The 24,365-nt window shown below is 67.5% G+C and carries 21 protein-coding genes; 18 read left to right on the top strand and 3 right to left on the bottom strand.

The annotated features are described in order from the left end of the window. The first annotated feature begins 94 nt into the window (after nt 1–94). Nucleotides 95–1,042: a LysR family transcriptional regulator gene (locus tag JMF86_RS26935; protein WP_011548656.1), complete on the top strand. Its 948-nt coding sequence runs from the start codon at nt 95–97 to the stop codon at nt 1,040–1,042. Nucleotides 1,043–1,253: 211 nt separating this feature from the next. Here the strand turns inward: JMF86_RS26935 and JMF86_RS26930 are convergent, their stop codons facing one another. Continuing rightward, a complete protein-coding gene (locus JMF86_RS26930; protein WP_011548655.1) occupies nt 1,254–2,525 on the bottom strand; it encodes an MFS transporter in 1,272 nt (423 codons plus the stop codon). A 181-nt stretch (nt 2,526–2,706) separates the two neighbouring features. Between JMF86_RS26930 and JMF86_RS26925 the strand changes: the two genes are divergently transcribed. Beyond that, nucleotides 2,707–3,390 (top strand): hypothetical protein, encoded by a 684-nt coding sequence (locus tag JMF86_RS26925; RefSeq protein WP_011548654.1) that lies wholly within the window; start codon nt 2,707–2,709, stop codon nt 3,388–3,390. Nucleotides 3,391–3,424: 34 nt separating this feature from the next. On the opposite strand, the gene JMF86_RS26920 is transcribed toward JMF86_RS26925, so the two are convergent. Both JMF86_RS26920 and JMF86_RS26915 read right to left on the bottom strand, forming a co-directional pair. Beyond that, nucleotides 3,425–4,510 carry an ATP-binding protein gene (locus JMF86_RS26920; protein WP_011548653.1) on the bottom strand — a complete coding sequence of 362 codons (1,086 nt, stop codon included), beginning with the start codon at nt 4,508–4,510 and terminating at the stop codon, nt 3,425–3,427. Further along, the gene (locus JMF86_RS26915; protein ID WP_011694919.1) at nt 4,507–5,244 is read right to left on the bottom strand and encodes a response regulator; all 738 of its coding nucleotides are present in this window, start codon (nt 5,242–5,244) and stop codon (nt 4,507–4,509) included. The genes JMF86_RS26920 and JMF86_RS26915 overlap by 4 nt, the downstream gene beginning before the upstream one ends. A gap of 441 nt (nt 5,245–5,685) precedes the next feature. On the opposite strand from JMF86_RS26915, the gene JMF86_RS26910 reads away from it, so the two are divergent. From JMF86_RS26910 to JMF86_RS26835, 16 genes are all read left to right on the top strand, one after another. Then, nucleotides 5,686–7,170, top strand: coding sequence for an FAD-dependent oxidoreductase (locus tag JMF86_RS26910; protein WP_011694920.1), 1,485 nt, complete (start codon nt 5,686–5,688; stop codon nt 7,168–7,170). 10 nt (nt 7,171–7,180) lie between these two features. Further along, nucleotides 7,181–7,840, top strand: a complete 660-nt coding sequence (locus JMF86_RS26905) for a c-type cytochrome (RefSeq protein WP_011548650.1) — start codon at nt 7,181–7,183, stop codon at nt 7,838–7,840. Between the two features lie 35 nt (nt 7,841–7,875). After that, nucleotides 7,876–8,550 (top strand): hypothetical protein, encoded by a 675-nt coding sequence (locus tag JMF86_RS26900; RefSeq protein WP_011548649.1) that lies wholly within the window; start codon nt 7,876–7,878, stop codon nt 8,548–8,550. Between the two features lie 73 nt (nt 8,551–8,623). Beyond that, nucleotides 8,624–9,244, top strand: a complete 621-nt coding sequence (locus tag JMF86_RS26895; protein WP_011548648.1) for a TetR/AcrR family transcriptional regulator — start codon at nt 8,624–8,626, stop codon at nt 9,242–9,244. A gap of 244 nt (nt 9,245–9,488) precedes the next feature. After that, nucleotides 9,489–10,322: a phytanoyl-CoA dioxygenase family protein gene (locus tag JMF86_RS26890; protein WP_011548647.1), complete on the top strand. Its 834-nt coding sequence runs from the start codon at nt 9,489–9,491 to the stop codon at nt 10,320–10,322. Between the two features lie 16 nt (nt 10,323–10,338). Continuing rightward, a complete protein-coding gene (locus JMF86_RS26885; protein WP_006480052.1) occupies nt 10,339–10,752 on the top strand; it encodes a RidA family protein in 414 nt (137 codons plus the stop codon). 212 nt (nt 10,753–10,964) lie between these two features. Next, complete coding sequence (locus JMF86_RS26880; RefSeq protein ID WP_027813903.1) at nt 10,965–12,332, top strand: DUF1329 domain-containing protein; 1,368 nt, start codon at nt 10,965–10,967, stop codon at nt 12,330–12,332. A 78-nt stretch (nt 12,333–12,410) separates the two neighbouring features. Continuing rightward, nucleotides 12,411–14,255 carry a DUF1302 domain-containing protein gene (locus JMF86_RS26875; protein WP_011548645.1) on the top strand — a complete coding sequence of 615 codons (1,845 nt, stop codon included), beginning with the start codon at nt 12,411–12,413 and terminating at the stop codon, nt 14,253–14,255. A gap of 61 nt (nt 14,256–14,316) precedes the next feature. Beyond that, complete coding sequence (locus JMF86_RS26870) at nt 14,317–16,677, top strand: RND family transporter (protein WP_011548644.1); 2,361 nt, start codon at nt 14,317–14,319, stop codon at nt 16,675–16,677. 31 nt (nt 16,678–16,708) lie between these two features. Continuing rightward, the gene (locus JMF86_RS26865) at nt 16,709–16,993 is read left to right on the top strand and encodes a hypothetical protein (RefSeq protein WP_011694909.1); all 285 of its coding nucleotides are present in this window, start codon (nt 16,709–16,711) and stop codon (nt 16,991–16,993) included. A 32-nt stretch (nt 16,994–17,025) separates the two neighbouring features. Beyond that, nucleotides 17,026–17,994, top strand: a complete 969-nt coding sequence (locus JMF86_RS26860; RefSeq protein WP_011548642.1) for a YCF48-related protein — start codon at nt 17,026–17,028, stop codon at nt 17,992–17,994. A gap of 44 nt (nt 17,995–18,038) precedes the next feature. Then, nucleotides 18,039–19,520 carry an FAD-dependent oxidoreductase gene (locus JMF86_RS26855; RefSeq protein WP_011548641.1) on the top strand — a complete coding sequence of 494 codons (1,482 nt, stop codon included), beginning with the start codon at nt 18,039–18,041 and terminating at the stop codon, nt 19,518–19,520. After that, nucleotides 19,521–20,192 (top strand): c-type cytochrome, encoded by a 672-nt coding sequence (locus JMF86_RS26850; RefSeq protein ID WP_011548640.1) that lies wholly within the window; start codon nt 19,521–19,523, stop codon nt 20,190–20,192. A gap of 173 nt (nt 20,193–20,365) precedes the next feature. Continuing rightward, complete coding sequence (locus JMF86_RS26845; protein WP_011548639.1) at nt 20,366–21,496, top strand: trans-acting enoyl reductase family protein; 1,131 nt, start codon at nt 20,366–20,368, stop codon at nt 21,494–21,496. A gap of 42 nt (nt 21,497–21,538) precedes the next feature. Further along, on the top strand, nt 21,539–23,092 hold the full coding sequence (locus tag JMF86_RS26840) for a class I adenylate-forming enzyme family protein (protein ID WP_011548638.1): 1,554 nt from the start codon (nt 21,539–21,541) through the stop codon (nt 23,090–23,092). 25 nt (nt 23,093–23,117) lie between these two features. Further along, nucleotides 23,118–24,359: a thiolase family protein gene (locus JMF86_RS26835; RefSeq protein WP_011548637.1), complete on the top strand. Its 1,242-nt coding sequence runs from the start codon at nt 23,118–23,120 to the stop codon at nt 24,357–24,359. Nucleotides 24,360–24,365: the final 6 nt, after the last annotated feature.

The raw sequence follows: 24,365 nt of genomic DNA, 5'->3' as shown, positions 1-24,365 counted from the left end.
CGCGGCCGTTGGTCTATGGGGTTGATGCTAGGTAGACGGAATGAGTCGGTAAATTGAAAACTCTTGATGAATCGATAACCTGGAGTAATCAAAAATGGGCTCGATCGACCGACGAGACTCGACCCCGCAACTGCTGAACCGGCTGCGCATGCGGCAGATCGCGCTGCTGCTGGCCGTGGACGAATGCTCGACGCTGCGTGCCGCGGCCGAGCAGATGGGCCTCACGCAACCGGCCGCGACGAAGATGCTGGCCGAACTGGAGAGCGCGCTCGGCCAGCGGCTGTTCGACCGCATCGGGCGCGGGCTCGTGCTGAATCCGGCCGGCGAGCGCGTGCTCGGCTATTTCCGCGGCATCCGCGGCAGCATGGAGGCACTGAACCGCGAGCTCGGCGAACTGCAGCTCGGCAGCGCGGGGCGGCTCGCGATCGGCAGCATCATGGCGGCGTCGCCGGGGCGGCTGACCGAGGCGCTGGTGCAGTTGAAGGCGCGTTATCCGCTGCTCGCAATCGACATCGCGGTGGATACGAGCGACCGGCTGATGCCGCAGCTTCGCGAAGGCGTGCTCGAAGTGGTGATCGGGCGCCACGTCGGGACCGACTGCGACTTCCGCGTGGTGGATGACGAGGCGCTTGCGATCATTGCGGGCCGCGACCATCCGCTCGCGGGCGCGGGGCCGGTCGAATTCGATGCGCTGCTCGATTACGCGTGGATCCTGCAGCCGGCCGGCAGCCCGGCGCGCGAGGTCGTCGAGCGCGAATTCCGCATGCGTCACCAGCCGATGCCGCGCGGGCTCGTCGAAACGGGCTCGATCCTGACGACGATGAACCTCGTCGACCGTTCGCACATGCTCGGCGTGATTCCGCTGACGGTCGCGCGGCGCAATGCCGAACACGGGCTCGTCGCGATCATCGATTTCGCGCTCGAACAGAAGCTGCCGTCGTACGGCAGCCTCGTGCGGCGCGATCGGCCGTTGAGCATTCCCGCGCAGCAGTTTCTCGCGCTGTTTCACCGGGACGGCGCGGGGGATGACGGCGATGCGTAATGGCGCGGTTTGTCAGCCGCGGCGGCCGAGCCAGCCGCGCCAGCCGCGCCAGCCGATTAGACCGATTAGACCGATCAAGCCGCACCAACCGCACCAACCGAACCAGCCGAGCAACCCTGGCAAGCCAAGCCACCACCACAGCGGAACGCGGTGAAGCGAGATGGCGACGCCGGCGAGGCGGCTGAGGCAGGCGAACCCGAAGTGAACCGCTTCAGCGCACCGACGGCGCAGCAGGCGCGTCGACGAGCGCCGGCATCGATTCGGACAGCGCGCGGTCCGGGCGAATCCGCAGCGCGGCGACGATGCCGATCAGCAGCATCGCGACCGAGCCGACGAACGGCACCGTCCAGCTGCCGGTGCGATCGACGAGATAGCCGAACAGGATCGGCGACAGGATTCCCGAGATCGCGGAACCGGCGTTCATCATCCCACTCGCGATGCCGGCATGGGTCGGCGCGATGTCGCTCGGCACGGCCCAGATCGGCCCGATCGTCAGTTCGAGGGACAGGAACGATCCCGACAGGCACAGCGCGACGCCGGCCGTCGAGTGCACGAACGCGAGCGGCAGCAAGCAGACGAGCGCGCCGACGAAGCTCGTGACGATCACGCTCTGGCGCGACAGCGCGAGGTTGCCGGTCTTTCGGTAGATCCGGTCGCAGAGCCAGCCGCCGAGCGTATCGCCGACCACGCCCGCGAAGAACACACCGGACGCGAACAACGCGGTCGATTTCACGTTCAGGCCCTGGCCGTTCAGGAAGAAGGTCGGCAACCACGTGAAGAACAGCCACGCGGTCCAGCCGTAGCAGAAGTAGACGAAGATGGTCGGCGCCATGCGTCGGAACAGCGGCCCCCACGGCGTCGGGCCGGACGGTGCGGCAGGGCGCGCGGTGCGCGTGCGGCCGTCGTCGTCGCCCGCCGGATGCTCGCGGAAGCCGACGATCCACCACGCGAGCCACACCAGCGTGACCGCGCCGATCACGAAGAACGCCGCGCGCCACGACAGCCACGTCATCAGCGCGGCGACGATCGGCGGCGTGACCGCGTTGCCGAGCCGGGAGAACGAATGGGTGAAGCCCTGCACGACGCCGCGCCGCTCGCGCGGGAACCAGTGCGTGACCGCTCGGGCCTGGGCCGGCAGCGTCGCGCCTTCGCCGATGCCGAGCAGCAGCCGCGCGGCGAACAGCAGCCCGAGACTGTGCACGAGCCCGGTCGTGAACGTGGCGACGACCCAGATCAGCCCGCAGCCGATCAACGTGATGCGCGCGCCGAACCGGTCGGCGATCCAGCCGCCGCCGATCTGGCAGATTGCATACGAATACGCGAACGCGGAGAATGCGACGCCGAGCTCGGTATTCGATAGCCCGAGTTCGGCCTTGATCGCGCCGGCGGCGGTCGCGAGATTGACGCGATCGACGTAGAGGATGAACGAAAGCGCGCACAGCAGCCACAATGTGTGGCGCCGTTGACGATGGTCGTTGGGCATCTGTCTCACTCCATGTTCGTGCGCGGCGTTGCGACGACGCTGCGTTCACGGGCGGGCCCAGCATCGCGCGGCGGCGAAGACACTGTCCAATGAATCTTTGGGATCAATCGATAACCCCAGGTGTTCATTCCGCTTTCAGCCGCACCGGGCGCATGGATGCAACGGACCCACAGGTGAAGCATTGACTGACGACGAACTTTCGCTCCGCCCGGAGAGCCGCTTCTGGCAGCTCGCGCCGGTGAAATGGTGGGTCCGCGGACACGGCCGCGACGGCTATTCGTTCCGTCTGCTGCTGTGCCCGCTCGCGATCGTGTTCGTGCTCGAATTCGTCTGCGTGATGGCCGGCGCGCTGTACACCAGCATCGCGGTCAGCGCGGCCGCGACGCTGTTCCTCGGTATCGCCGGGTTTTACGGTGCGCAGCGCGAATGGCTGATGACGTCCGAAACCGCCCGCGCGCTCGTGAAGGCCCGCATGAAAAAGGCGGCCGAGCGGCTCGCGTCGCTCGGTGTCGGTGCGACCGTGCTCGCGATCTTCGTCGCGGCGACGTCGCTGTCGCTCGTGATGTCGGGTCGGCCGGTGCTGGACAGCGTGTCGAAGGACGCGGTGTCGATCTTCATCGCGCTGGCGTTCCTGCCCGTGTACGTGTCCGGCGCGGTACGCAAGCTGGCGATCGCGCGGATCGAGGAGCTGGAGGCGTTGCGTAACGCGACCGTCGGCACGCGGCTGAAATTCGACCGCGCCGGCGCGGTGCGCACGGTGGTCGTGCAGGGCGCGGCCGGGACCGGGACGGTATCGGCGATGGAATACACGGTGCTCGGGTTCAGCCCGCCGCTCGACCAGGTCGGGCGCGAATCGCGCGCGTGAGGGTGTAGCGGCGTAACGGAGTAACGGCGCCAGGTTACGCCGGGAACCGCTCGCTTTCGGGCGCCGGCACGAGATCGTCGGGCCACTGCACCTCGAACCGCGTGCCGCCGGCGCCGGTCGGCACGCACAGCGCTGCGCCGCGATGCGCATGCGCGATCGCCGCGACGACGGCGAGCCCGAGGCCCGTGCCGCCGGGTTGCGACTCGTCGACGCGCCGGAACGCCTGGAACACGTGCGGCGCGAACTCGGCCGGGATACCGGGGCCGTCGTCCTCGACGCGCAGCCGGCACATGCCGTCTTCGATGCGGGTCTGGATCCGGATCGCGCCCGGCACCGCGTGGCGGCGTGCGTTTTCCAGCAACGCGAGCAACGCCTGGCGGATGCGCACCGGGTCGCAGCACATGCGCCGCGGGTCGAGATCGAGCACCGGATGCTGGCCGGCGGCCTGCAGCGCGTGCGCGAACACGTCGACCACGGCGCGCACCTCGGCGGCCAGGTCGGTGTCGCGGATCTCGATGCTCAGATGGCCGCTGTCGGCGAGGCTGACCACGCGCAGATCCTCGATCAGCCGCGTCAGCCCTTCGACCTGCACGAGCAGGCTGCGGTACAGCGCATCGCTCGGCGTGAACACACCTTCGGCGAGCCCCTGCAAGCGCCCGCGCAGCACGGTCACGGGCGTGCGCAGCTCGTGCGCGATCGCCGCGTTCCAGAAGGTTTGCTCGTCGGTCACGCGCTGCAGTTCGCTTGCGAGCGCGTTGAAGTTGTCGGCGAGCAGCGCCGCTTCCTTCAACGAACGATCGCCGGCGACCGCGCGCGCCCCGAGATCGCCCCGCGCGACGCGGCGGATGCTGTCCGTGACCGAATTCAGCGGCACGAGGATGCGGCGCGACAGGTTGATCGCAACGATGACCGCGATCAACAGGCCGACCAGCGTGGTCGAGATGATCCACACCCACTCCGGCCCGCTCGGAAGCCAGCTCACCGCCTGGAAAGATTGCGGCGAGTACTGGTACAGCAGGTAGTAGAACGCATAGGCCGTCACGACGATCAGCACCGTGATGCCGAAGGCGATCGCGCCCATCGTCAGCGCGATCTGGCGGCTCAGGCCATCGAGTCTCACTCGCCGCTCCACAGTTTGTAGCCGACGCCGCGCACGCTGGCCGGCACGCCCGCAACGCCGAGATCGTCGAGTTTCTTGCGCAGCTTGCTGACGTGGCTGTCGACCGTGCGTTCCAGCGCGTCGCCTTCCGGCAGGCAGGTCGCCATCAGCTCGGCGCGGCTGAACACGCGGCGCGGTGCACGCGCGAGCTGCGCGAGCAGCTTGAATTCGGTGAGCGTGAGCACGAGCGTGTGGCGCGCGCCGTCGACTTCGACCGTCGCTTCGTGGTGCTCGAGATCGATCTCGAACGGTGCGGCGCGCAGCACGCGCTGCTCTTCCTGGCGCGAGCCGGCCATCGACCGGCGCAGCACGGCCTGCGCCCGCGCGACGACTTCGGCGGGGTTGAACGGCTTGACCACGTAGTCGTCGGCGCCGATCCGCAGCCCGGTCAGCTTGTCGATGTCCTGGTCGAGCGCGGTCAGCATGATGACCGGCGTGTCGCCGCGATGGCGAATCTCGGCGAGCACCTTCCAGCCGTCGACGTGCGGCATCTGCACGTCGAGCAGCACGAGGTCGGGCTTCAGCGACAGGTGGAGTTCGAGCGCGCGGCGGCCGTCGGCGGCGTGCACGGTGCGCAGGCCGTTGCGCGCGAAATAGGCGGTCAGGATCTCGGCGATCTCGGGTTCGTCCTCGGCGATGAGGACGAGCGCTTGCGCGCCTTGGCCGGCGCCGGGAGATGAAGAAAATTCGGGCATGGCCACTCGTTCGGATTCAGCGGGGTTCCATCGAATCGCCATACTACCGTACGGCCCGCGCAACCGAACGCAGACGCGCGGGCCGCACCGGTCGCCATCGCGTGCGCGGTCTTTCCCCGACCTGTCGGGCGCGCTGCAACGCCCCGCCCGACCGGGGAATACCCTGTCTTTTTTTTTCGATCCTGTTTTATGTATCATGACCTATCTTTTGCAACATGTACTAATTCGGGGCGCCGGAAAATCCTTATCGGTACAGGGTGGTACGGCGCGTGTACAGACCGGAATGCGAACCGGATTCGCGTGCCTCGTGCGGGGCAGGCGCGCCGGCGGCAGGTGAAGCGGATCGGGATCGCATCCCGTCGTCAGATTCCGCGCGAGCGAAGGCAGCACGCCGCAAGGGCGGCCGCCGTTCGCGCCCATTGCAGGCGTCATTCACAGATCATGTCCAGGAAGTCATCCATCAGCGGGGCGGCCGACCCGGAGCGCAGGCAGTGGCTCAAGGTCGCGGGCGCGTCGGTCGCGGCGGGCGGTCTTGCCCTCGGAGCCGCACGGGCGAAGGCCGATGCGGCGCCGGCCGCCGGCCATGAAGGCGACGTGCTCGACGTCGCGATCGTCGGCGCCGGGCTGGCCGGCCTGACGGCCGCGCGCGACCTGCGCTACGCGGGCTGCGAATCCTTCGTCGTGCTCGAGGCGCGCGACCGCGTGGGCGGCCGCACGCTGAACTACGACGTGGGCGGCGGCCACGTGACCGAAGTCGGCGGCCAGTGGATCGGCCCGGGCCAGACGGCGGTCGCCGATCTCGCCCGCGAGCTGGAGGTCGGCACGTTCCCGAGCTACTACGCGGGCAAGACGGTGATTCTCGGCGGCGACGGGCGCGCCGAGATCGACCTGGAGGGCACGTTCGGCACCGACGAGGCCGTCGCGGCGAAGCTGAGCCGATTGTCGCGCGACGTGCCGTCCGGTGCGCCGTGGACGTCGCCGAAGGCCGGCGAACTCGACCGGCTGTCGGTCGGCGACTGGCTCGCGACGCAGGGCATCAAGGCGGAAGACCGGATGGGCTGGAACGCGTCGATCTCGCTGTCGGGCGGCGTCGCGCCGGCGAAGATGGGGCTGCTGCACTTCCTGTCGATGATCAACTCCGCCGATTGCGACTACGCGCAGCTCGACTCGATCAAGCACAGCGCGCAGGAAACCCGCTTCGTCGGCGGCTCGCAGCTCCTCAGCATCCGGATGGCGCAGCAGCTGGGCGACAAGGTGCGGCTGTCGTCGCCGGTGCGGCGGATCGTCGGCTGGGATCGCGACGTCGTCACGTTGCAGACCGATCGCGGCACGGTGCGCGCGAAAAAGGTCGTGATGGCGCTGCATCCGGCGCTCTGCCACCAGGTGCAGTTCGACCCGCCGCTGCCTGACAAGCGCATCGCGTTGCAACGCGCGTGGCCGGCCCATTCGCCGGCGCGCAAGACGGCGATGGTCTACCGTCGCCCGTTCTGGCGCGACAAGGGCTTGAACGGTCACATCTTCCAGACCGACGGGCCGGTGTTCTGGGCTTACGACAATTCGCCGCCGGGCGGCGAGATCGGCGTGATCAACGCGTTCGTCCGGAATGCGCTGGTGCCGTCGGACCCGCAGGCCGCGAAGCAGATGCACATGGATCTCTATGCGCAGGCGTGGGGCGACGAAGCGCGCGCGCCGGTGTCGTATCACGATCGCGACTGGGGGCTCGCCGACCCGTGGACGCTCACGTGCGTGTCGGCGATTCCGCCCGGCTTCTGGAGCGCGCACGGCGACGCGCTGCGCGCGCCGTGCGGCAACCTGATCTGGTCGGGCACCGAGACCGCGAACATCTGGGCCGGCTACATGGACGGCGCCGTGCGTTCCGGTCACCAAAGCGCGCTTCAGGCGCTCAATGCGCTGCGTCGTGCTTAGGAGAGCGAAGATGAAGAAACGCATGCTGCTGGTCGCGGCGCTCGTGGTGATCGGCGCGGCGCTGGCGCTCTACGGCCCGACGCTGCTCGGCTTCTATCGCCTGCAGCACCATATCGATACGGCCGCGCAAGCCGATGACGCCGACGGCGGCCCGTGGCCGCGCGTGACCGACGCGTGCATGGGCTGCCACGGCGTGAAGGGCACGTCGCTCAGCCAGGCGTATCCGAGTCTCGCCGGCCAGCCTGCGCAATACGTGGCCGCGCAGCTTCGCGCATTTGCGGGCGGCCAGCGCACGAACCCGACGATGGACCCGCTCGCGATGACGATGAGCGAAGCCGAGATCACCCGCCTGGCCGGTTATTACGCGAAGCAGGCGCCGCTGGACAACCGCTATTTCAAGCCGGATGCACGACTGCGCACGAAGGGCGAGCAGCTGGTGACGGGCGGGGCATGCGCGGCCTGCCACGGCGCACGGCTGACCGGGCAGGCGCAATTCCCGCGTCTGGCCGGGCAGGGCTACGATTATCTGCTCGCGCAGCTCGATGCATTCGCGACGGGTTCGCGCAGCGAGGCGACCGGCACGATGCAGCGCGTCGCGCAGGCGATGTCGGCGGATGACCGCGCGGCGGTCGCAGCCTATCTGGCAAGCCTCAGCCCCGCGAGGCAGTGAATCAACGGAAGCAACCGACCTCGGGAGTTCGAATCATGGATCACAGATCACTTGTCCTTTGTCTTTCCAGCGCGACGCTTGCGATGACGACCGGCGTCTATGGCTTCAAGTTCGTGCGCAAGCGCAACTTCCTGATCGGCATCGAGTGGTGGATCGTGACGATCTCCGCGTCCAATGCCGTGATCTTCTTCGCGACTGAATCGCCGGTGTCGTACTTCATTTCGCACTTTCTCGACGCGTTCTCGCGTGGGTTCGGGATGCCGGTGATCGCGGTCGCCGGCCTGATGGCCGTCACGCACGGCTACCGGCCGTCGATGCGACAGGACGTGACGCTGTTCGTGCTCGCGACGCTCGGGACGGTCGCGCTCGTGGCCGGCGTGTTGCAGCACGCGCTGCCGTACTTCTACGTGGCGATGTGGACGTTGATGTCGATCTATCTTGCCGGTTTCGTGTGGCGGCTCGTGCGTGCCGGCCACGCGCTCCATGCGCTGACGACGACGCTCGCGCTCGTCGCCTCGCAGGCGATCGCGTGCATCTACGATTTCTACAAGATCCCGGGCGAGGAAACCAACGTCGTGTTCAATTTCTATGTACTGGCGCTGCTGACCTGGTCGTACCTCACCGTCGCGCTCTATTACGCATATTGCGCACTGGAGCGAGACACCGGGCGCAGCAGTGCGAACGCGAGCGTCTTGTCGTATCCGAAATGAGTAGCTGTACTGAGGAAGTGGAAGCGGCTCGCGCCGGTTGCCGGTCCGGCTGCGGTGAACGCGGAGCGCGCGGATGGACCGGGTTCGCCTGACCCGCGCCGAGCGGCGCGATGCGACGCGTGAACGCCTGATCGACGCCGCGCGAGTGATCTTCGCGGAGAAAGGCTATGCGGCCGCGAGCGTGGAAGACATTGCTGCGGCGGCCGGACACACGCGTGGCGCGTTCTACTCGAACTTCCGCGGCAAGGCCGACGTGCTGTTCGAGTTGCTGGGGCGCGATCAGGACGAGGCTGCGGCGGCATTGCAGCGGATCGTCGGCGCGCACGACCCGGACGACGATGCGCAGCGCGCGATGCTTGCGTACTGGCGAAGGGGCACGACGCAGCCTGCATCGCGCCTGATGTGGCTCGACGCGCAGCTTCAGGCGGCGCGCGATCCGCAGTTCCGTGCGCGGTTCGGCGCGTTGCTGCACGACCGGCGCGCGCTCGCGGCCGCGTGCATCGACGCGTATGCGGCGCGGGTCGGTGTATCGCTGCCGTTGCCCACGCAGGTGCTGGCGCTCGGCCTGACCGCGCTGTGCGACGGCATGCACTCGCACGGTGCGGCCGAAGCACGCCCTACCGACGACACGCTGGCCGACACGGTACTGGTCGGCTTCATCACGCACACGGTGTTCGACCGCGTGCGCGGTTGAAGGCGCGAAGACGCGGCGGCCGCACGTTGTCGTGCGCCTGTATGAAGGCCGAAAGCCGATTGTCATACCGGGCCGGCGGCGGGCGGCCACAGACGTTCGATCATGCAGACGAAACAGGGAATACCCCGTCTTTTTCTTTTAATTATTTTTGTCATGATGACCTAACATAGTCATCATGTTCTACTGATGTGCCGGCGGTGAAGACGAGCTGCCGGTTGTGGCTGAACGAATCGGGAGATAGACGATGGATGCAATGAAGCGAAAGGCGTTCTTCGAGGACGGAGCCGTGCTCATCGAAGGGGTGCTCAACGACGAACAACTCGCGCAATGCCGCGCGGTGTTCGACTGGGGAATGGAGAATCCGGGCCCGATGGCGACGACGCTGCTCGACGGCACCGAATACAAGTCGCACAACGACAACGCGAACCCGTATGCGAAGGAGCGGCTCGACGCGCTGGTCGGCACGCTGCCGTTCGGGCAGTTGTTCGCCGACCTGTGGGGCTCGAAGCACGTGTGGTACTTCGCCGAGGAGCTGTTCATGAAGGCCGGCGGCAAGAGCGCACGCTCGCCGTGGCACCAGGACACGTCGTACCTGCCGTGGCAGGGGATGCATTTCGGCAACGCGTGGATCAGCTTCGAACACGTACCGAAGCGCAATGCGCTGGAGATCGTGCGCGGCTCGCACCACGGCGTGCGGCATGACGGCACGACGTTCCAGAACGCCGAGGATCCGACCGACCCGTTGCATGGCGGCGACGTGTGGCCGCGCCTGCCGAACATCGAGGCCGAGCGTCGCGCAGCGCCGGATGCGTACGACATCCTGTCGTGGGAAACGAAGCCGGGCGACGTGCTGCTGCTCCATCCGGGCGTGTTGCACGGCGGCGGCGCGGTCGATGCGGATTTCCCCGATCGCCATACGCTCGTGCTGCGCTTTTTCGGCGACAACGCGGTGTTCAGCCCGCTGCCCGACGAAAGCCGCTCAGGATTCACGCCGGCCGGCGTGCTGTTCGTCGAGGAACTCGCCGGGCTGAAGGCCGGCGATCCGTTCCGCGCGCCGTGTTTCCGTCAACTCGTCTGAACCGGGAGAATTCGTCATGACAGCAACTCCGAAGCGGCAATCGATCGTGCCGGCTGCATTCCAGCCGTGGTACGACGCGTACCACTTCTCGCCGGCGACGCGCGTCGGCGACACGATCTGGGTGTCGGGCCAGGTCGGCCTCGACGCGCAGATGCAGCCGGCCGACGGCGTGCAGGCACAGGCACGGATCGCGTTCGAGTGCCTGAAGGCGATCCTCGAGGAAGCCGGCGCGAGCCTCGCCGATGTCGTCGAGCTCACGACGTTCCACACGGATCTGCAACGCGAGACCGAAGGCTTCGCGGCGGTCAAGGACGTGTATTTCCCCGACCGTTACCCGTCATGGACGGCGGTCGGTGTCACGCAACTGGCGCTGCCGGGGCTGTGCGTCGAGATTCGCGCGGTGGCGGTGGCCGGCTCCGGCAAGGGCTGACGGAAGGCACGAGGGTTTTTCGCAGGATTCGCGTTCCATATGAATCGCAGTCCTGAAAAAAGAAACGGGATAGCAGTCGAATGGCACGCGGCCCGCCGGAACCCCGGCCGGCCACGATCAGGGCGCGACGTCATCGTCGATTGACGGCGACGATCGAAACAAACGCGTTTCGTCCGGAATGGGCGAGCGAAGGCGGAGCAGGAAGGAGAACCATGATGAAGAAGCATCGTTTCTGGACCACGTCCGCGATCGCGGCCGCTGCATGTGTCGCGATCGGCACCGCCGTCGCGGCGGACGACCTGACGCCGGCCGGCGCCGACCGCTCGGCAAGCAAGGACGGCGCGGTGCCGACTTATGCGGGCAAGCAGTCGCCCGACGCCGGCTGGGAGTGGGGCAAGGTGCGCGGCGATTTCTGGAAGCATCGCAACGAGAAGCCGCTCTATTCGATCGACGCGGCGAACGTCGACAAGTATGCGGACAAGCTGTCGCCCGGCCAGGTCGCGCTGATCAAGCAGAAGAAGGGCTACCGGATGGACGTCTACCCGTCCCACCGCGAATGCCAGTTGCCGGATGCCGCCGAGCAGAACTCGAAGGCGAACCTCACGGCCGCGAAGCTGGATGCGAGCGGCGAGAACCTCGCCGCGGCCGCGTTGCCGGGCGTGCCGTTCCCGCAACCGAAGAGCGGCATCGAAGCGATCCTGAACTACGAGATGCGTTATCGCGGCGAAGGCGTCGAATGGGCGCAGGTCGCCACGAGCATTTCGCCGCGCCCCGGCAGCAGCGAATGGATCGACGCGGTCGGTCCGCAGACGTTCTACTTCCCGTCGGCCAAGCTCGGCAAGACCTCGCCGCAGGACGTCGACCAGTTGAGCGCCGCCGTCTACTTCCAGATGAACTCGCCGGCCGCGCTGGCCGGGCAGGCCTTCGTCCAGCGGCAGTACTTCAACAAGGACTCGGAAACCTACTACTACTTCCCGGGCCAGCGCCGCGTGCGACGCATGCCGGCCTATACGCACGACGCGCCGTTGATCGGCTTCGAGAACCAGTACCTGATCGACGAGGCCAACATGATCAACGGCTCGCTCGACCGGTTCAACTGGAAGCTGGTCGGCAAGAAGGAAATGCTGGTCCCGTACAACGCGTTCGGCATGTACCGGTTCAAGAGCAAGCTGCACGACGTCGCGACGCCCGACGGCCTCGCTGCGGCGAACCGTCGCTACGAGACGCATCGCGTGTGGGTCGTCGAGGCGACGCTGAAGCCGAGCGCGCGACACGTCGCGTCGAAGAAGGTGTTCTATCTCGACGAAGACAGCTGGCTCGCGCTCGTCGGTGAGGACTACGACGCGCAGGGCAAGCTGTGGAAGGTGCGGGAAAGCTACCCGATTCCGGTATGGGAACTCGGCGGCACCTGCGACAACGAACCGCTCGCGCAGTACGACATGATCAACGGCCGCTACGTATTCGATGCGTCGTCGATTGGCCAGGGCAAGGACATTCGCTGGTTCGGTCAGGCCGACGATCCGCGCTTCAAGCAGGATTTCTACACCGCGGAATCGCTGCGCTCGGTCAGCGAACGTTGACGGCGACCGGCTGACGGACACAAGGACCGGCGCGCGCAACGATCGTGCGCCGGCATCGGACAGGGGCGGAGGTGGATCATGGAACCGGCAAGGTTATTCAGGAATGCTACCGTATTGGTGGCGATGGCGGGCGCCGCGACGTCGAGCGCGTACGCGTATGACTTCACGTTGAACGGCGGGGCCCTGCAGGGCTCGTGGGTGTCGAACCTGACGGCCGGCGCCGGTATTCGCACCAAAAACCCGAGTTGCTCGCTCACCGGCGACCCGAACGCCTTCGGCTGCGGCGCGGCCGCGAACACCAACCAGTGGGGCTATGCGGACAACGGCGATCTGAACTACCGCAGGGGCCAGCCGTTCAGCACCTACATCAGCGCGACCAGCGAGCTGCTGCTGAAGATGCCGAGCGAAGGGTTGAAGTTCATGGTGCGCGGCACCGGCATGTACGACTTCATGGCGAAGAACACGAACCGCACGCCGTTGTCGAGCACGGCCGCCGCGCAGGTCGTCTACAACGCGCAGCTGCTCGACCTGTGGGCGCAGAAGGATTTCACGATCGGCGGGCGCAACGCGCACGTGCGGCTCGGCAACCAGGTGATCAACTGGGGCGAGAGCATGTTCGCGCAGAGCGGCATCAACGCGACGAACTCCATCGACACGCAAAAGCTGCTGATTCCCGGCTCGCAGCTCAAGCAGGCGCTGCTGCCCGCGCCGATGGTGAGCCTGGCGGCCGACCTGTCGCACGGGTTCAGCACCGAGGCGTACTACCAGTTCCAGTGGAACGGTAACCGCTATCCGCCGGTCGGCTCGTACTGGTCGGTGACGAACGGTTTCGGCCGCGGCGCGGAGCCGTTCACGATCAACACGAATAACCTGAACGTGATTGGCCCGAGCGCCGGCACGATCGCGAACGCGATCGGCGGTTCAGGGGCGGCCGGCAACCAGGACACGCTCAATGCGATCAAGAACGGGCTCGTGAACGGCACCTACGCGGGCCCGCCGTTCAACGACATCGGCCTGCCGAGCACGACGAACCTGCCGGCGAAATACCGGCCGCAGTTCGGCGTGAAGTTCAACTATTCGCCGCGCTCGTTCGACGCGAACTTCGCGTTCTACTACCTGAACTACACCGACAAGTCGCCGGTGCTCGCGTCGCTCGCGAATGGCACCGAGCAATGGTCGTATCTCGGCCGGCGCCAGTTGTTCGGCGTCAGCGCGAACTTCGGCGTCGGCCCGTGGGCGATCGGCACCGAACTGTCGTACCGGCCGCGCGATGCGGTCGCGCTGTCGAGCTGCTACGGCGCGGGCGGCCCGCTCGACCTGAACACGAACGGCGTGGCCGGCGTGGACTGCCCGCAATGGGTCGACAAGAAGAAGTTCCAGTACGACATCAACGGGCTGCTCGCGCTCACGCGCAGCGAGTACCCGTTCCTGAAGATGCTCGGCGCCGATTCGGCCGCGCTGACCTGGGAACTGACGTGGATCTACTACCCCGGGCTGAGCCCGAGCGGCGTGACGCGCACGGTTGGCGGGCAGACCGTCACGCAGGTGCCGCAGGCCGGCTACCTGCCGTGGCTGAACAACGGCTCGGCGGCCGGCTATCCGATCGGGATGGGCCAGGGCACGTCGAGCTCGGTGGGCGCGACGATCGACTTCAACTGGACCTACGACGGCTCGCTGATTCCCGGCTGGCAGGTCACGCCGGGCGTGACGTTCAGCACCGGCCTGTACGGCTACACGCCGACCTTCACCGCGAACTACATGCAGGGTGCGAAGTCGCTGAACGTCTACGTGCTGTTCAACCAGAACCCGCCGAACTGGCAGGCCGGCATCAACTTCACTTCGTTCTGGGGCGGCCACAACACGGTGGGCCAGCCCTATGCGGACCGCAATTTCGTCGGCTTGTTCGTCACGCGGAATTTCTGACGGCGGCGATCGGCAAGTAGCAGGTGGCGCAGGCCGCCGCAATACATGAAGGGGTAACGTCGTGCTCAATCGTCTGGTCAGTCGCCTGGAAAGGCTCTTCTTCGGTCATCGCGCGATCGTGCTCGCGGCGATCGCGTTGTTCACCGTCGCGATGGCCGTGTTCGCCGTGCAACTGCGCATGGATGCCGGCTTCGACAAGCAGATGCCGATCGGGCACGAGTACATCCGCACGTTCCAGCAGTATCGCAACGACCTGCTCGGCGCGAACCGGATCACGGTGGTGGTGCGCGCGAAGCACGGCTCGATCTGGTCGAAGCAGGGGCTGACGCGGCTATACGACGTCACGCAGGCCGTCACGTACCTGCCGAACGTCGACCGGATCGGCGTGCGCTCGTTGTGGACGCCGAACGCGTTCGTCAACGAAGTGACCGACGAAGGGTTTCGCGCGGAGCCGATCATTCCGGGCACCATCACGCCGGACCAGCTGACGCCGGACCGCGTGCAGGGCATTCGCCGCGCGACCACGCTCGGCGGCTACGTCGGCACGCTCGTGTCGCACGGCGAGGACAGCGCGATGATCACGGCCGAGCTGAACGAGCGCGACAGCGCCGGCAAGGTGCTCGACTACGTGGCGTTCAATCACCTGCTCGAGGAGAAGATCCGCAAGCCGTTCGAGGATGCCGGCTACGAGATCCAGATCATCGGCTTCGCGAAGCAGATTGGCGACATCGCCGACGGCGCGACGGCCGTGCTCGGCTTCTGCGCGGTCGCGCTGTTGCTGACCACGCTCGCGGTGTACTGGTACTGCCATTCGGTGCGCTTCACGGTGCTGCTGGTCGCGTGTTCGCTCACGTCGCTCGTGTGGCAGTTCGGCACGCTGAAGCTGCTCGGCTTCGGCCTCGATCCGCTCGCGGTGCTCGTGCCGTTCCTCGTGTTCGCGATCGGCGTGTCGCACGGCGTGCAGCAGGTGAACTTCATCGTCCGCGAGATCGCGCACGGGCAGAGTTCGTTCGATGCGGCGCGCCACAGCTTCAGCGGCCTGCTGATCCCCGGCGTGCTCGCGCTGATCACCGCGTTCGTGTCGTTCATCACGCTGTTGCTGATCCCGATCCCGATGGTGCGCGAGCTGGCGATCACCGCGTCGCTCGGCGTCGCGTACAAGATCGTGACGAACCTGATCCTGCTGCCCGTCGCGGCATCGTGCTTCAACTTCACGAAAACCTATGCGGACGCTTCGCTGAAGCGCGCGCAGCAGCGTGCGAAGCCGCTGCGCGTGCTCGCCCGCGTGGCGGAGCCGAAGTACGCGGGCATCACGGTCGCGCTGACGGTGGCGATCTTCGCCCTCGCCGCATGGCAAAGCCGCGATCGCGTGATCGGCACGCTGCAGCCGGGCGCGCCGGAACTGCGCGCGGACGCGCGCTTCAATCGCGATGCGACGTCGATCGCCGGCAACTACGACATGGGCCTCGACTGGCTGACGGTGGCGATCGAATCGACCGGCAAGGCATGCGACAACCCGGCGGTCGGGCTGTACGAGGACGACTTCTCGGCCGCGATGAAGACCGAGCCGGGCGTCGTGTCGGTGCAGTCGTACTCGGCGATGCTGCGCGCGTACAACCAGGGCTACAACGAGGATTTCCCGAAGATGAACGTCGTGCCGATCGCCGCCGAGAACTACGGCGCGGTGTCGGTCGACGTGTCGCGCCTGAAGGGCTTCATGAGCCGCGACTGCGGGATGACGGCCGTGCACCTGTTCCTGACCGACCACAAGGCGACGACGATCAACCGCATCCTCGACGACGTGAAGCAGTACCGCGCGTCGCATCCGTTCCCCGGCATCACGGTGCGGCTGGCCGCCGGCAACGCGGGCGTGCTCGCCGCGACCAACGACGAGGTCGAGAAGAGCGAGCTGCCGATGATGCTCTACGTGTATGCGGCGATCCTGGTGCTCGTGTTCCTCGCCTACCGCGACTGGCGCGCGATGCTCGCCTGTTGCGTGCCGCTGTCGGTCGCGACCTTCATCGGCTACTGGTTCATGAAGGAGCTGCAGATCGGGCTGACCGTCGCGACGTTGCCGGTGATGGTGCTGGCCGTCGGCATCGGCGTCGATTACGCGTTCTACATCTACAACCGGCTGCAGGTGCATCTCGCCGGCGGGCAGGACATCGTGAAGGCCGTGCAGTACGCGATGCTCGAAGTGGGCGTGGCCACGATCTTCACCGCGATCACGCTGGCGATCGGCGTGGCGACGTGGAGCTTCTCGGCGCTCAAGTTCCAGGCGGACATGGGCAAGCTGCTCGCGTTCATGTTCATCGTGAACCTGGTGATGGCGATGACCGCGCTGCCCGCGCTCGCGTCGCTGCTCGAACGCTGGTTCCCGCGCCGCAAGCCGGCTCGCGCGCCGGGCCTGTTCAGTCACTGAAGTTGACGCACATCCCGACGGAGATCCAGTCATGGTCAAGACCTTCGCTGTTTGCGGCGCACTTTGCCTCGTGGCGGCCGCCTTCGCACGCTTTCATGAAACGGTCGCGCAGCAGCCCGCGCCGGTCCACGCGTTCGCGACCGACGTGAAACGCGTCAGTGTGCGCCACACCGCGGTCGACGCAGCGGCGGTGACCCCTTCGTCGAGCGACGGCGACGCCGGGCGTCAGACGGCGGCCGCGCAGGCTGTCGACAAGCCGCCCGTCGTCGTGCTCGGCGTCGCGCATGCCGGCTGGTCGGTGCTGTTCAGCCACTGATACCCGCGCACACCCACTACGGAGGTTCATCGATGATCAAGACGCTCGTTGCCGGTACCGCGCTCTGTGCCGCCGTGGCGGCCTTCGCGCAACCGCAGGATGGAACGGTGGCGGCCTGGGCCGCGAAGCCCGCGCATGCGTGGGCCGCGCCGACGCACCGGATGCTGATGGATGCGGCGCATGCCGGAGCGCGGATCGTCGCGGTCGGCGAGCACGGCATCGTGCTGCTGTCCGACGACGACGGCAGGACCTGGCGGCAGGCGCGGCGCGTGCCGGTGTCCGCGACGCTGTCGGCCGTGTCGTTCGCGGATGCGAAGCACGGCTGGGCAGTCGGCCAGTGGGGCGCGATTCTCGCGACCGACGACGGCGGCGACACATGGGTCACGCAGCGGCTCGATACGTCGGTCGATCAGCCGCTGTTCTCGGTGCTGTTCACGAATGCGCGGGACGGGATTGCCGTCGGCCTGTGGTCGCTGATGCTGCAGACGCACGACGGCGGCAAGACATGGGCGCGCACGACGCTGCCGAAGCCGCCGGGCGGCGGCAAGGCCGACCGCAATCTCTATCACGTGTTTGCCGACCCCGCCCATGCGCTCTACGTCGTGTCCGAACAGGGGATGGTGCTCAAGTCGGCCGACGGTGGCGCGAACTGGGTCTATCTGCCGACGGGCGGCAAGGGCACGTTGTGGTCGGGCGTCGCGATGCCGGACGGCCGGATCGTGGTCGGCGGGCTGCTCGGCAGCCTGTTCGAGAGCCGCGACGGCGGCGCGACGTGGGCGGCGCTGCAGACCGGCACGCGCAGCTCGATCACCGATCTCGTCGCGACCGGCGGCGGGCTGACCGGCGTCGGGCTGGACGGCCTCGTGCTGACGCAGCGCGTGGCCGGCGGCCCGTTCGACGTCGCGCAGCGCGCGGATCGGGCGACGCTCACCGCCGCGCTGATCGACGCGCGCGGCAAGCCGGTGCTGTTTTCGCAGGACGGCGTGCTGGCCGCGCCGTGAGTTGAATCTGGTCGAGAAAAACGAGGAAGCATGGAGCACCCGAAATGAAGCCCAAGCACAAGCCGGACATGCGGGCCCGGCGTCAGATATTGCGCGTCGCGGCCGCGGGCGCCGCGTCGCTCGCTACCGGCGACGTGTCGTTCGCGGAAGGCGCGGCGCCGGCAGCCGCCGATCGCGGCGTGTTCGATGTCGTCATCATCGGCGCCGGGCTCGCGGGGCTGACCGCCGCGCGCGACCTGCAGCGCGCCGGATGCGAATCGTTCGTCGTCGTCGAGGCGCGCGATCGCGTCGGCGGGCGGACCTACAACCACGATCTCGGGCACGGCGTGGTGTCCGAAGCCGGCGGCCAGTGGATCGGCCCGGGGCAGACGGCGATCGCCGACCTCGCCCGCGAACTCGGCGTCGATACGTTCCCGACCTATTACGCGGGCAAGACCGTCGTGCTGGCCGGCGACGCGCGCGTCGCCCAGGATTTCCACGGCGGATCGGGCGGCGACGACGCGCTCGGCGCGAAGCTCGGTGCGCTCGCCCGCGGCGTGCCGTCGCGCGAACCGTGGACCGCGCAGCACGCGGCGGAGCTCGACACGCTGACCTACGGCGACTGGCTGCGCAAGCAGGGCGTGACGTACGAAGACGGCTACTTCCTCGGCCTCGCGGCGAAGCTGTCGCTCGGCGGCGCACCGGCCCAGCTCGGGCTGCTGCACTACCTGTCGATGATCAACAGCGCCGATTGCGACTACGCGAAGCTCGAATCGACCAAGGGCGGCGCACAGGAAACGCGTTTCGTCGGCGGCTCGCAGGTGTTGAGCATGCGGATGGCGAGCGAACTCGGCGCGTCGAAGGTGCAACTGTCCTGCCCGGTGCGCAAGATCTCGGGCTGGGATCGCGACGTGGTCGACGTGCAGACCGATCGCGGCGTGCTGCGCGCGCGACGGGTGATCGTCGCGCTCAATCCGGCGCTGTGCCAGCAGATCGTGTTCGATCCGCCGCTGCCGGACGGCCGCGCGCAGTTGCAGCGGAACTGGCCGGCGAACGCGCCGATGCGCAAGACGGTGCACGTGTACGACCGGCCGTTCTGGCGCGACGACGGCTACAACGGACAGATCTTCGAGGTCGGCGGCCCGGTGTTCATGGCGTACGACAACTCGCCGCCGGACGGCTCGGTTGGCGTGCTCGCTGCGTTCGTCGCGCCGGGCGCGCTGCCGGCCGAGCCGAAGGCCGCCGAGCGGACGCTGTCGGCCATCTTTGCGCGCGCGCTCGGCGACAAGGCGCTGCATCCGACGCAGTTCCACGACTACGACTGGGGCCGCGTCGATCCGTGGACGCTGCAGTGCATCCACCCGTTGCCGCCCGGGTTCTGGACGAAATGGGGCAAGTTCCTGCGCCCGGAAGCCGGCCGGCTGATCTGGTCGGGCACCGAGACGGCCGACCTGTGGGCCGGCGCGATGGACGGCGCGGTGCGCTCCGGACACCGCGCGGCGTTGCAGGCGCTCGGCAAACTGGCCGGCCGCGGCCGGGAGGCCTGAATGAAACGAACCTGGATGATCGGCGCGGCGCTCGTGATCGCGGGCGTGGCGGCAGCCGGCACGCTGTACGGCCCCGACTTGATCGACGGCATGCGTTACCAGAAGGCGATGACCGCGATCGGCGAAGCCGACAAGGCCAACGGCGGCGCGTGGCCGCAGCCGCAGGAGACGTGCTTCTTCTGCCACGGCGTGCACGGGCAGTCGCAGAGCGCATGGTATCCGTCGCTGTCCGGCCAGCCGGCCACGTATATCGCCGCGCAACTGCGCGCGTTCGCCACGGACCAGCGCCGCAACGCGTACATGGGGCCGCTTTCGCGCGAACTCGACGACGCGAAGATCGCCGCGCTGGCGACCTACTTCGCGCGACAGGCGCCGGCGCGCAACGAGGCCGTGTCGGCCGACGCGGCGCTCGACAAGCGGGGAATGGCGCTCGTGGAGGCGCGAAGCTGCCGCGCGTGTCACGGCGCGGCGCTGACGGGCAAGGACCCGGCCCCGCGCCTCGCGGGCCAGGGGCAGCTTTACCTGGAAGCGCAACTGGCGGCGTTCCGCTCGGGCGAGCGGCACGATCCGACCGGGGCGATGAATGCGTTGGCCGCGACGTTGTCGGGCGACGATACGCGTGCGGTTGCGCACTATCTGGCCGGCCTGTCGCCGGACGGGGCGGCGAAGTGATGCGCGAAACGCGCCAGGCCCGGGAATACCCTGCCTTTTTCTTTACACTTTACTTTGTCATAGTGACCTAAGATTGGTAATGTGTTCTACAAAAGAACACGCCGGATACGAAGCAGCAGTACCCGACCTCGAACCGAACCGGTTCTCGACAATTCACGTTTCAGGAGACAAGCATGGCTAAGCACCCCGTCGTCGTTTATGGCGCAAGCGGTTACACCGGCATGTTGATCATGGACTGGCTGATCGACCAGAACATCCCGTTCACGGCGGTCGCGCGCAATGCGGCCCGCGCGAAGGAAATGATGGCGCAGCGCGTCGTGCGGCTCGAATCCGCGCAATACGAAATCATCGAGGCGGAGCACGACGTCGATGCGCTCGTGAAGGCTTTCCGCGGGGCGAAAGTGGTGTGCAACACTGTCGGACCGTTCTCGAGCTTCGGGCTCGTCGGCGTCGAGGCCGCGCTGAAGGCCGGCTGTCACCATCTCGATACGACCGGCGAACAGTCGTATATCCGTGCGGTGCGCGACGAATTCGGCGAGCAGTATCGCCAGGCCGGCCTGCTGGTGTCGTCGTCGAACGCGTACATGTACACGTTCGCCGAGATCGCCGCCGAGCTCGCGCTCGAAACGCCGGGCATCGATGCGCTGGAGACGGCCACGCTGACCCGCGGCCCGCGCGGCGCGGCCGGCGTGAGCATCGGCTCGACCGCGACGATCTTCGACGGCGCGCGCCACGAGTCCTGCTACCTGTGGGAAAAGGCGCTCGTGCCGCACGCCGCGGACGCGTCGTTCACCGTCGCGACGCCGGAACTGATGCAGCCGGTGTTCTGCCTGCCGTGGGGTGGCACGTCGCTGCCCGTTTATTTCGAGCACGATGCGCGCGTGCGCAGCTGCATCTCGTGCGTGGGCTTCTACGACAACAACGTGATGAAGCTGGTGCACCAGTTCGGACAGAAGTGGGAAGCTGAATACAAGCACCTGCCGCGCGAGCAACAGGACGAAGTGCTGAAGCAGGTCGTCGCGTCGACCACGCCGACGATGCCGCCGCGCGAGCGCACGACGATCCAGCGCAGCGTCGACTTCGCGATCGGCCGCGGCCAGCTCGCGGCGGTGCGCGCGACCGTGCATGGCGTCACGCCGTACATCTCGACGGGCGCGATTCACGCGGCCGGCGTGCTCAAGCTGCTCGACGGCGATACCGCGCGCACCGGCTTCGCGTCCGGCTCGAAGGCATTCGGCCATCGCTACCTGCTCGGCTTCCTCGAACAGCGCGGGCTCGCGCGCGCGACGGTCACGCAACTGTGACGGCCGCCGCCGCACCGGACCAGACCCAACGGAACTTGTGACATGGCCATTATCGATTTCTACGACCGCGGCTGGCGGCTCAATCCCGACGGGATCGCGTACATCCAGGGCGATCGCAACTACACGTTCCAGGAGATCGGCGAGCTGTCGTGCCGCATCGCCAACGGCTTGCTCGCCGCCGGCTTCGCGAAGGAGGCGAAGGCGGCGGTGTGGGCCGACAACGACGTGATCGGCTGGAGCTGCGCGCTCGGGATGTGGCGCGCCGGGCTCGCGTACATCCCGGTGAACGGCCGCAACGCGGTGGCCGAGAACCAGTACGTGCTCGATGCGTTCGACTGCGAAGTGCTGTTCTTCCATCAGGCGTTCGCGGCCGCGATCGATGCGCTGCGGCCGAGCCTGCCGAAGATCCGGCTGTGGGTGTGCCTCGACGCCGACCTGCCGTGGGCACCGTCGCTGGCTTCGTGGAGCGAGCACCAACCGGCGACGCCGCCGGTCGTCGACTACACGATGGACGACGTCGTCGCGCTGTCGGCCACGGGCGGCACGACGGGCGCGCCGAAGGGCGTGATGAACACGCACCGTTCGCTGCAGACATACTTCGCGCAATTCATGATCGCGATGACGTACGACGATGCGCGCCCGGTCAATCTGGCCGCGGCGCCGATGACGCACACGGCCGGCATGATGTCGCTGCCGTGCACCGCGCGCGGCGGCACGGTGGTCGTGCTGCCGAAGCCGGACCCGGCGCTGCTGCTCGGCGCGATCGTCAAGCATCGCGTGACCGAGTTCTTCCTGCCGCCGACCGTGATCTACCGGCTGCTCGACATCCCCGGCATCGAGCAGGTCGACTTCTCGTCGCTGCGCTATTTCCTGTACGGCGCCGCGCCGATGTCGGTCGAGAAGCTCAAGCGCGCGATCGACGTGTTCGGCCCGGTGATGACGGGCGGCTACGGGCAGACCGAGGCGCCCGCGTCGATCTCGTACCTGACGCCGCCCGAGCATTTCGTCGACGGCAAGCTCGCGTCCGACACGCGGCTCGCGTCGGTCGGCCGCCCGAACCCGCTGGTGCGCGTCGAAATCGTCGGCGAGCGCGGCGAGGTGTTGAAGCAGGGCGAAACCGGCGAGATCTGCGTACGCGGCGACCTCGTGATGAAGGGGTACTACCGCGCGCCGGACAAGACGGCCGAGACGATCGTCGACGGCTGGCTGCACACCGGCGACATCGGCCATCTCGATCGCGACGGCTATCTGCACATCACCGACCGCAAGAAGGACATGATCATCAGCGGCGGCTTCAACGTCTATCCGAGCGAGATCGAGCAGGTGATCTGGGCGCATCCGGCCGTGCAGGACTGCGCGGTGATCGGCGTGCCCGACGACAAATGGGGCGAGGCCGTGAAGGCCGTGGTCGAACTCAATGCCGGGCAGCAGGTGAGCGCGGAAGAGCTCGTCGCGCTGTGCAAGGAGAAGCTCGGCTCGGTGAAGGCGCCCAAGAGCGTGGACTTCGTCGCGGCGCTGCCGCGCAGCACGGCCGGCAAGGTGCTGAAGAAGGACCTGCGCGAACAGTACTGGCAGGGTCAGCAACGCAGGATCTGAACCTGCTTCATATGGATTCCATACGATGAGCAACATCTACATCGCCGGTATCGCGATGACCGTGTTCGGCCGGCATCTCGACCGCAGCCTCGACGATCTGGCGAGAGAGGCGCTGCAACGCGCATTGCGGGACGCAGGTTGCCACGCCGATGCGATCCGCGCCGCGTTCTATGCGGGCATCACCAACGGCCCGCTGCAGGGGCAGTTGTCGATTCCCGGCCAGGTCGTGTTCAGCAAGATCGGCCTCGAAGGCATTCCGGTGTTCAACGTCGAGAACGCGTGCGCGTCCGGCAGTACGGCGGTGCACCTCGCGGTGCGCGAACTGCAGTCGGGCGCGTGCGACGTCGCGCTCGCGCTCGGCGCGGAAAAGATGAACGTCGCGGACAAGGCGAAATCGTTCGCGCTGTTCGAGGCCGGCTGGGACGTATCGCGCGTCGACGAGAATTTCGCGACGCTCGCGCGGCTCGGCGAAGGGATCGAGCCGCCGCCCGGTTCGGAGTCCGAGCGCCCGTACAGCCGCTTCATGAAGATCTACGCGGCGATGTGCCGGCACCACATGCACACGTACGGCACGACGCAGCGGCAGATCGCCGCCGTGTCGGCGAAGAACCACGGGCATTCGGTGCACAACCCGTATTCGCAGTTCCGCCAGCCGTTCACGATCGACGAGGTGCTGGCGGCCGCGCCGATCACGTACCCGATCACGCTGCCGATGTGCGCGCCGCTGTCGGACGGCGCGGCGGCCGCGATCCTGTGCACGGAGGATGGGCTGGAGCGCATCGGCGCCGATCGCAGCCGCTGCATCCGGATCGCCGCGAGCGTGATCCGCAGCTTCACGCGGCGGCGCATCGACGAGCCGCACAAGCACATCGGCCGGCTCGCCGCGTTGCAGGCCTACGAGCAGGCCGGCATGGGGCCGGCGGACATGGACGTGGCCGAAGTGCACGATGCGTCGGCGATGGGTGAAATCATCCAGGCCGAGAACCTCGGCTTCGTGCCGCTCGGCGAAGGCGGTCCGGCCGCCGAGCGCGGTGAGTTCACGCTCGGAGGCCGCATCCCGATCAACACGTCGGGCGGCCTCGAATCGAAGGGCCATCCGCTTGGCGCGACCGGCATCGGGCAGTTGTACGAGCTGGTCACGCAGTTGCGCGGCGAAGCGGGTGCGCGGCAGGTGGACGGCGCGCGTCATGCGATCCAGGAGAACGGCGGCGGCTTGCAGGGCGTCGAAGAGGCCGCGCTGGCGATTCACATTCTCAGCAGGGACTGACGGAGG

The sequence above is a fragment of the Burkholderia sp. E168m15 genome (genome assembly GCF_016586105.1).
Taxonomy (GTDB): domain Bacteria; phylum Pseudomonadota; class Gammaproteobacteria; order Burkholderiales; family Burkholderiaceae; genus Burkholderia; species Burkholderia orbicola.
This window is presented reverse-complemented; position numbering and strand designations above follow the sequence as displayed.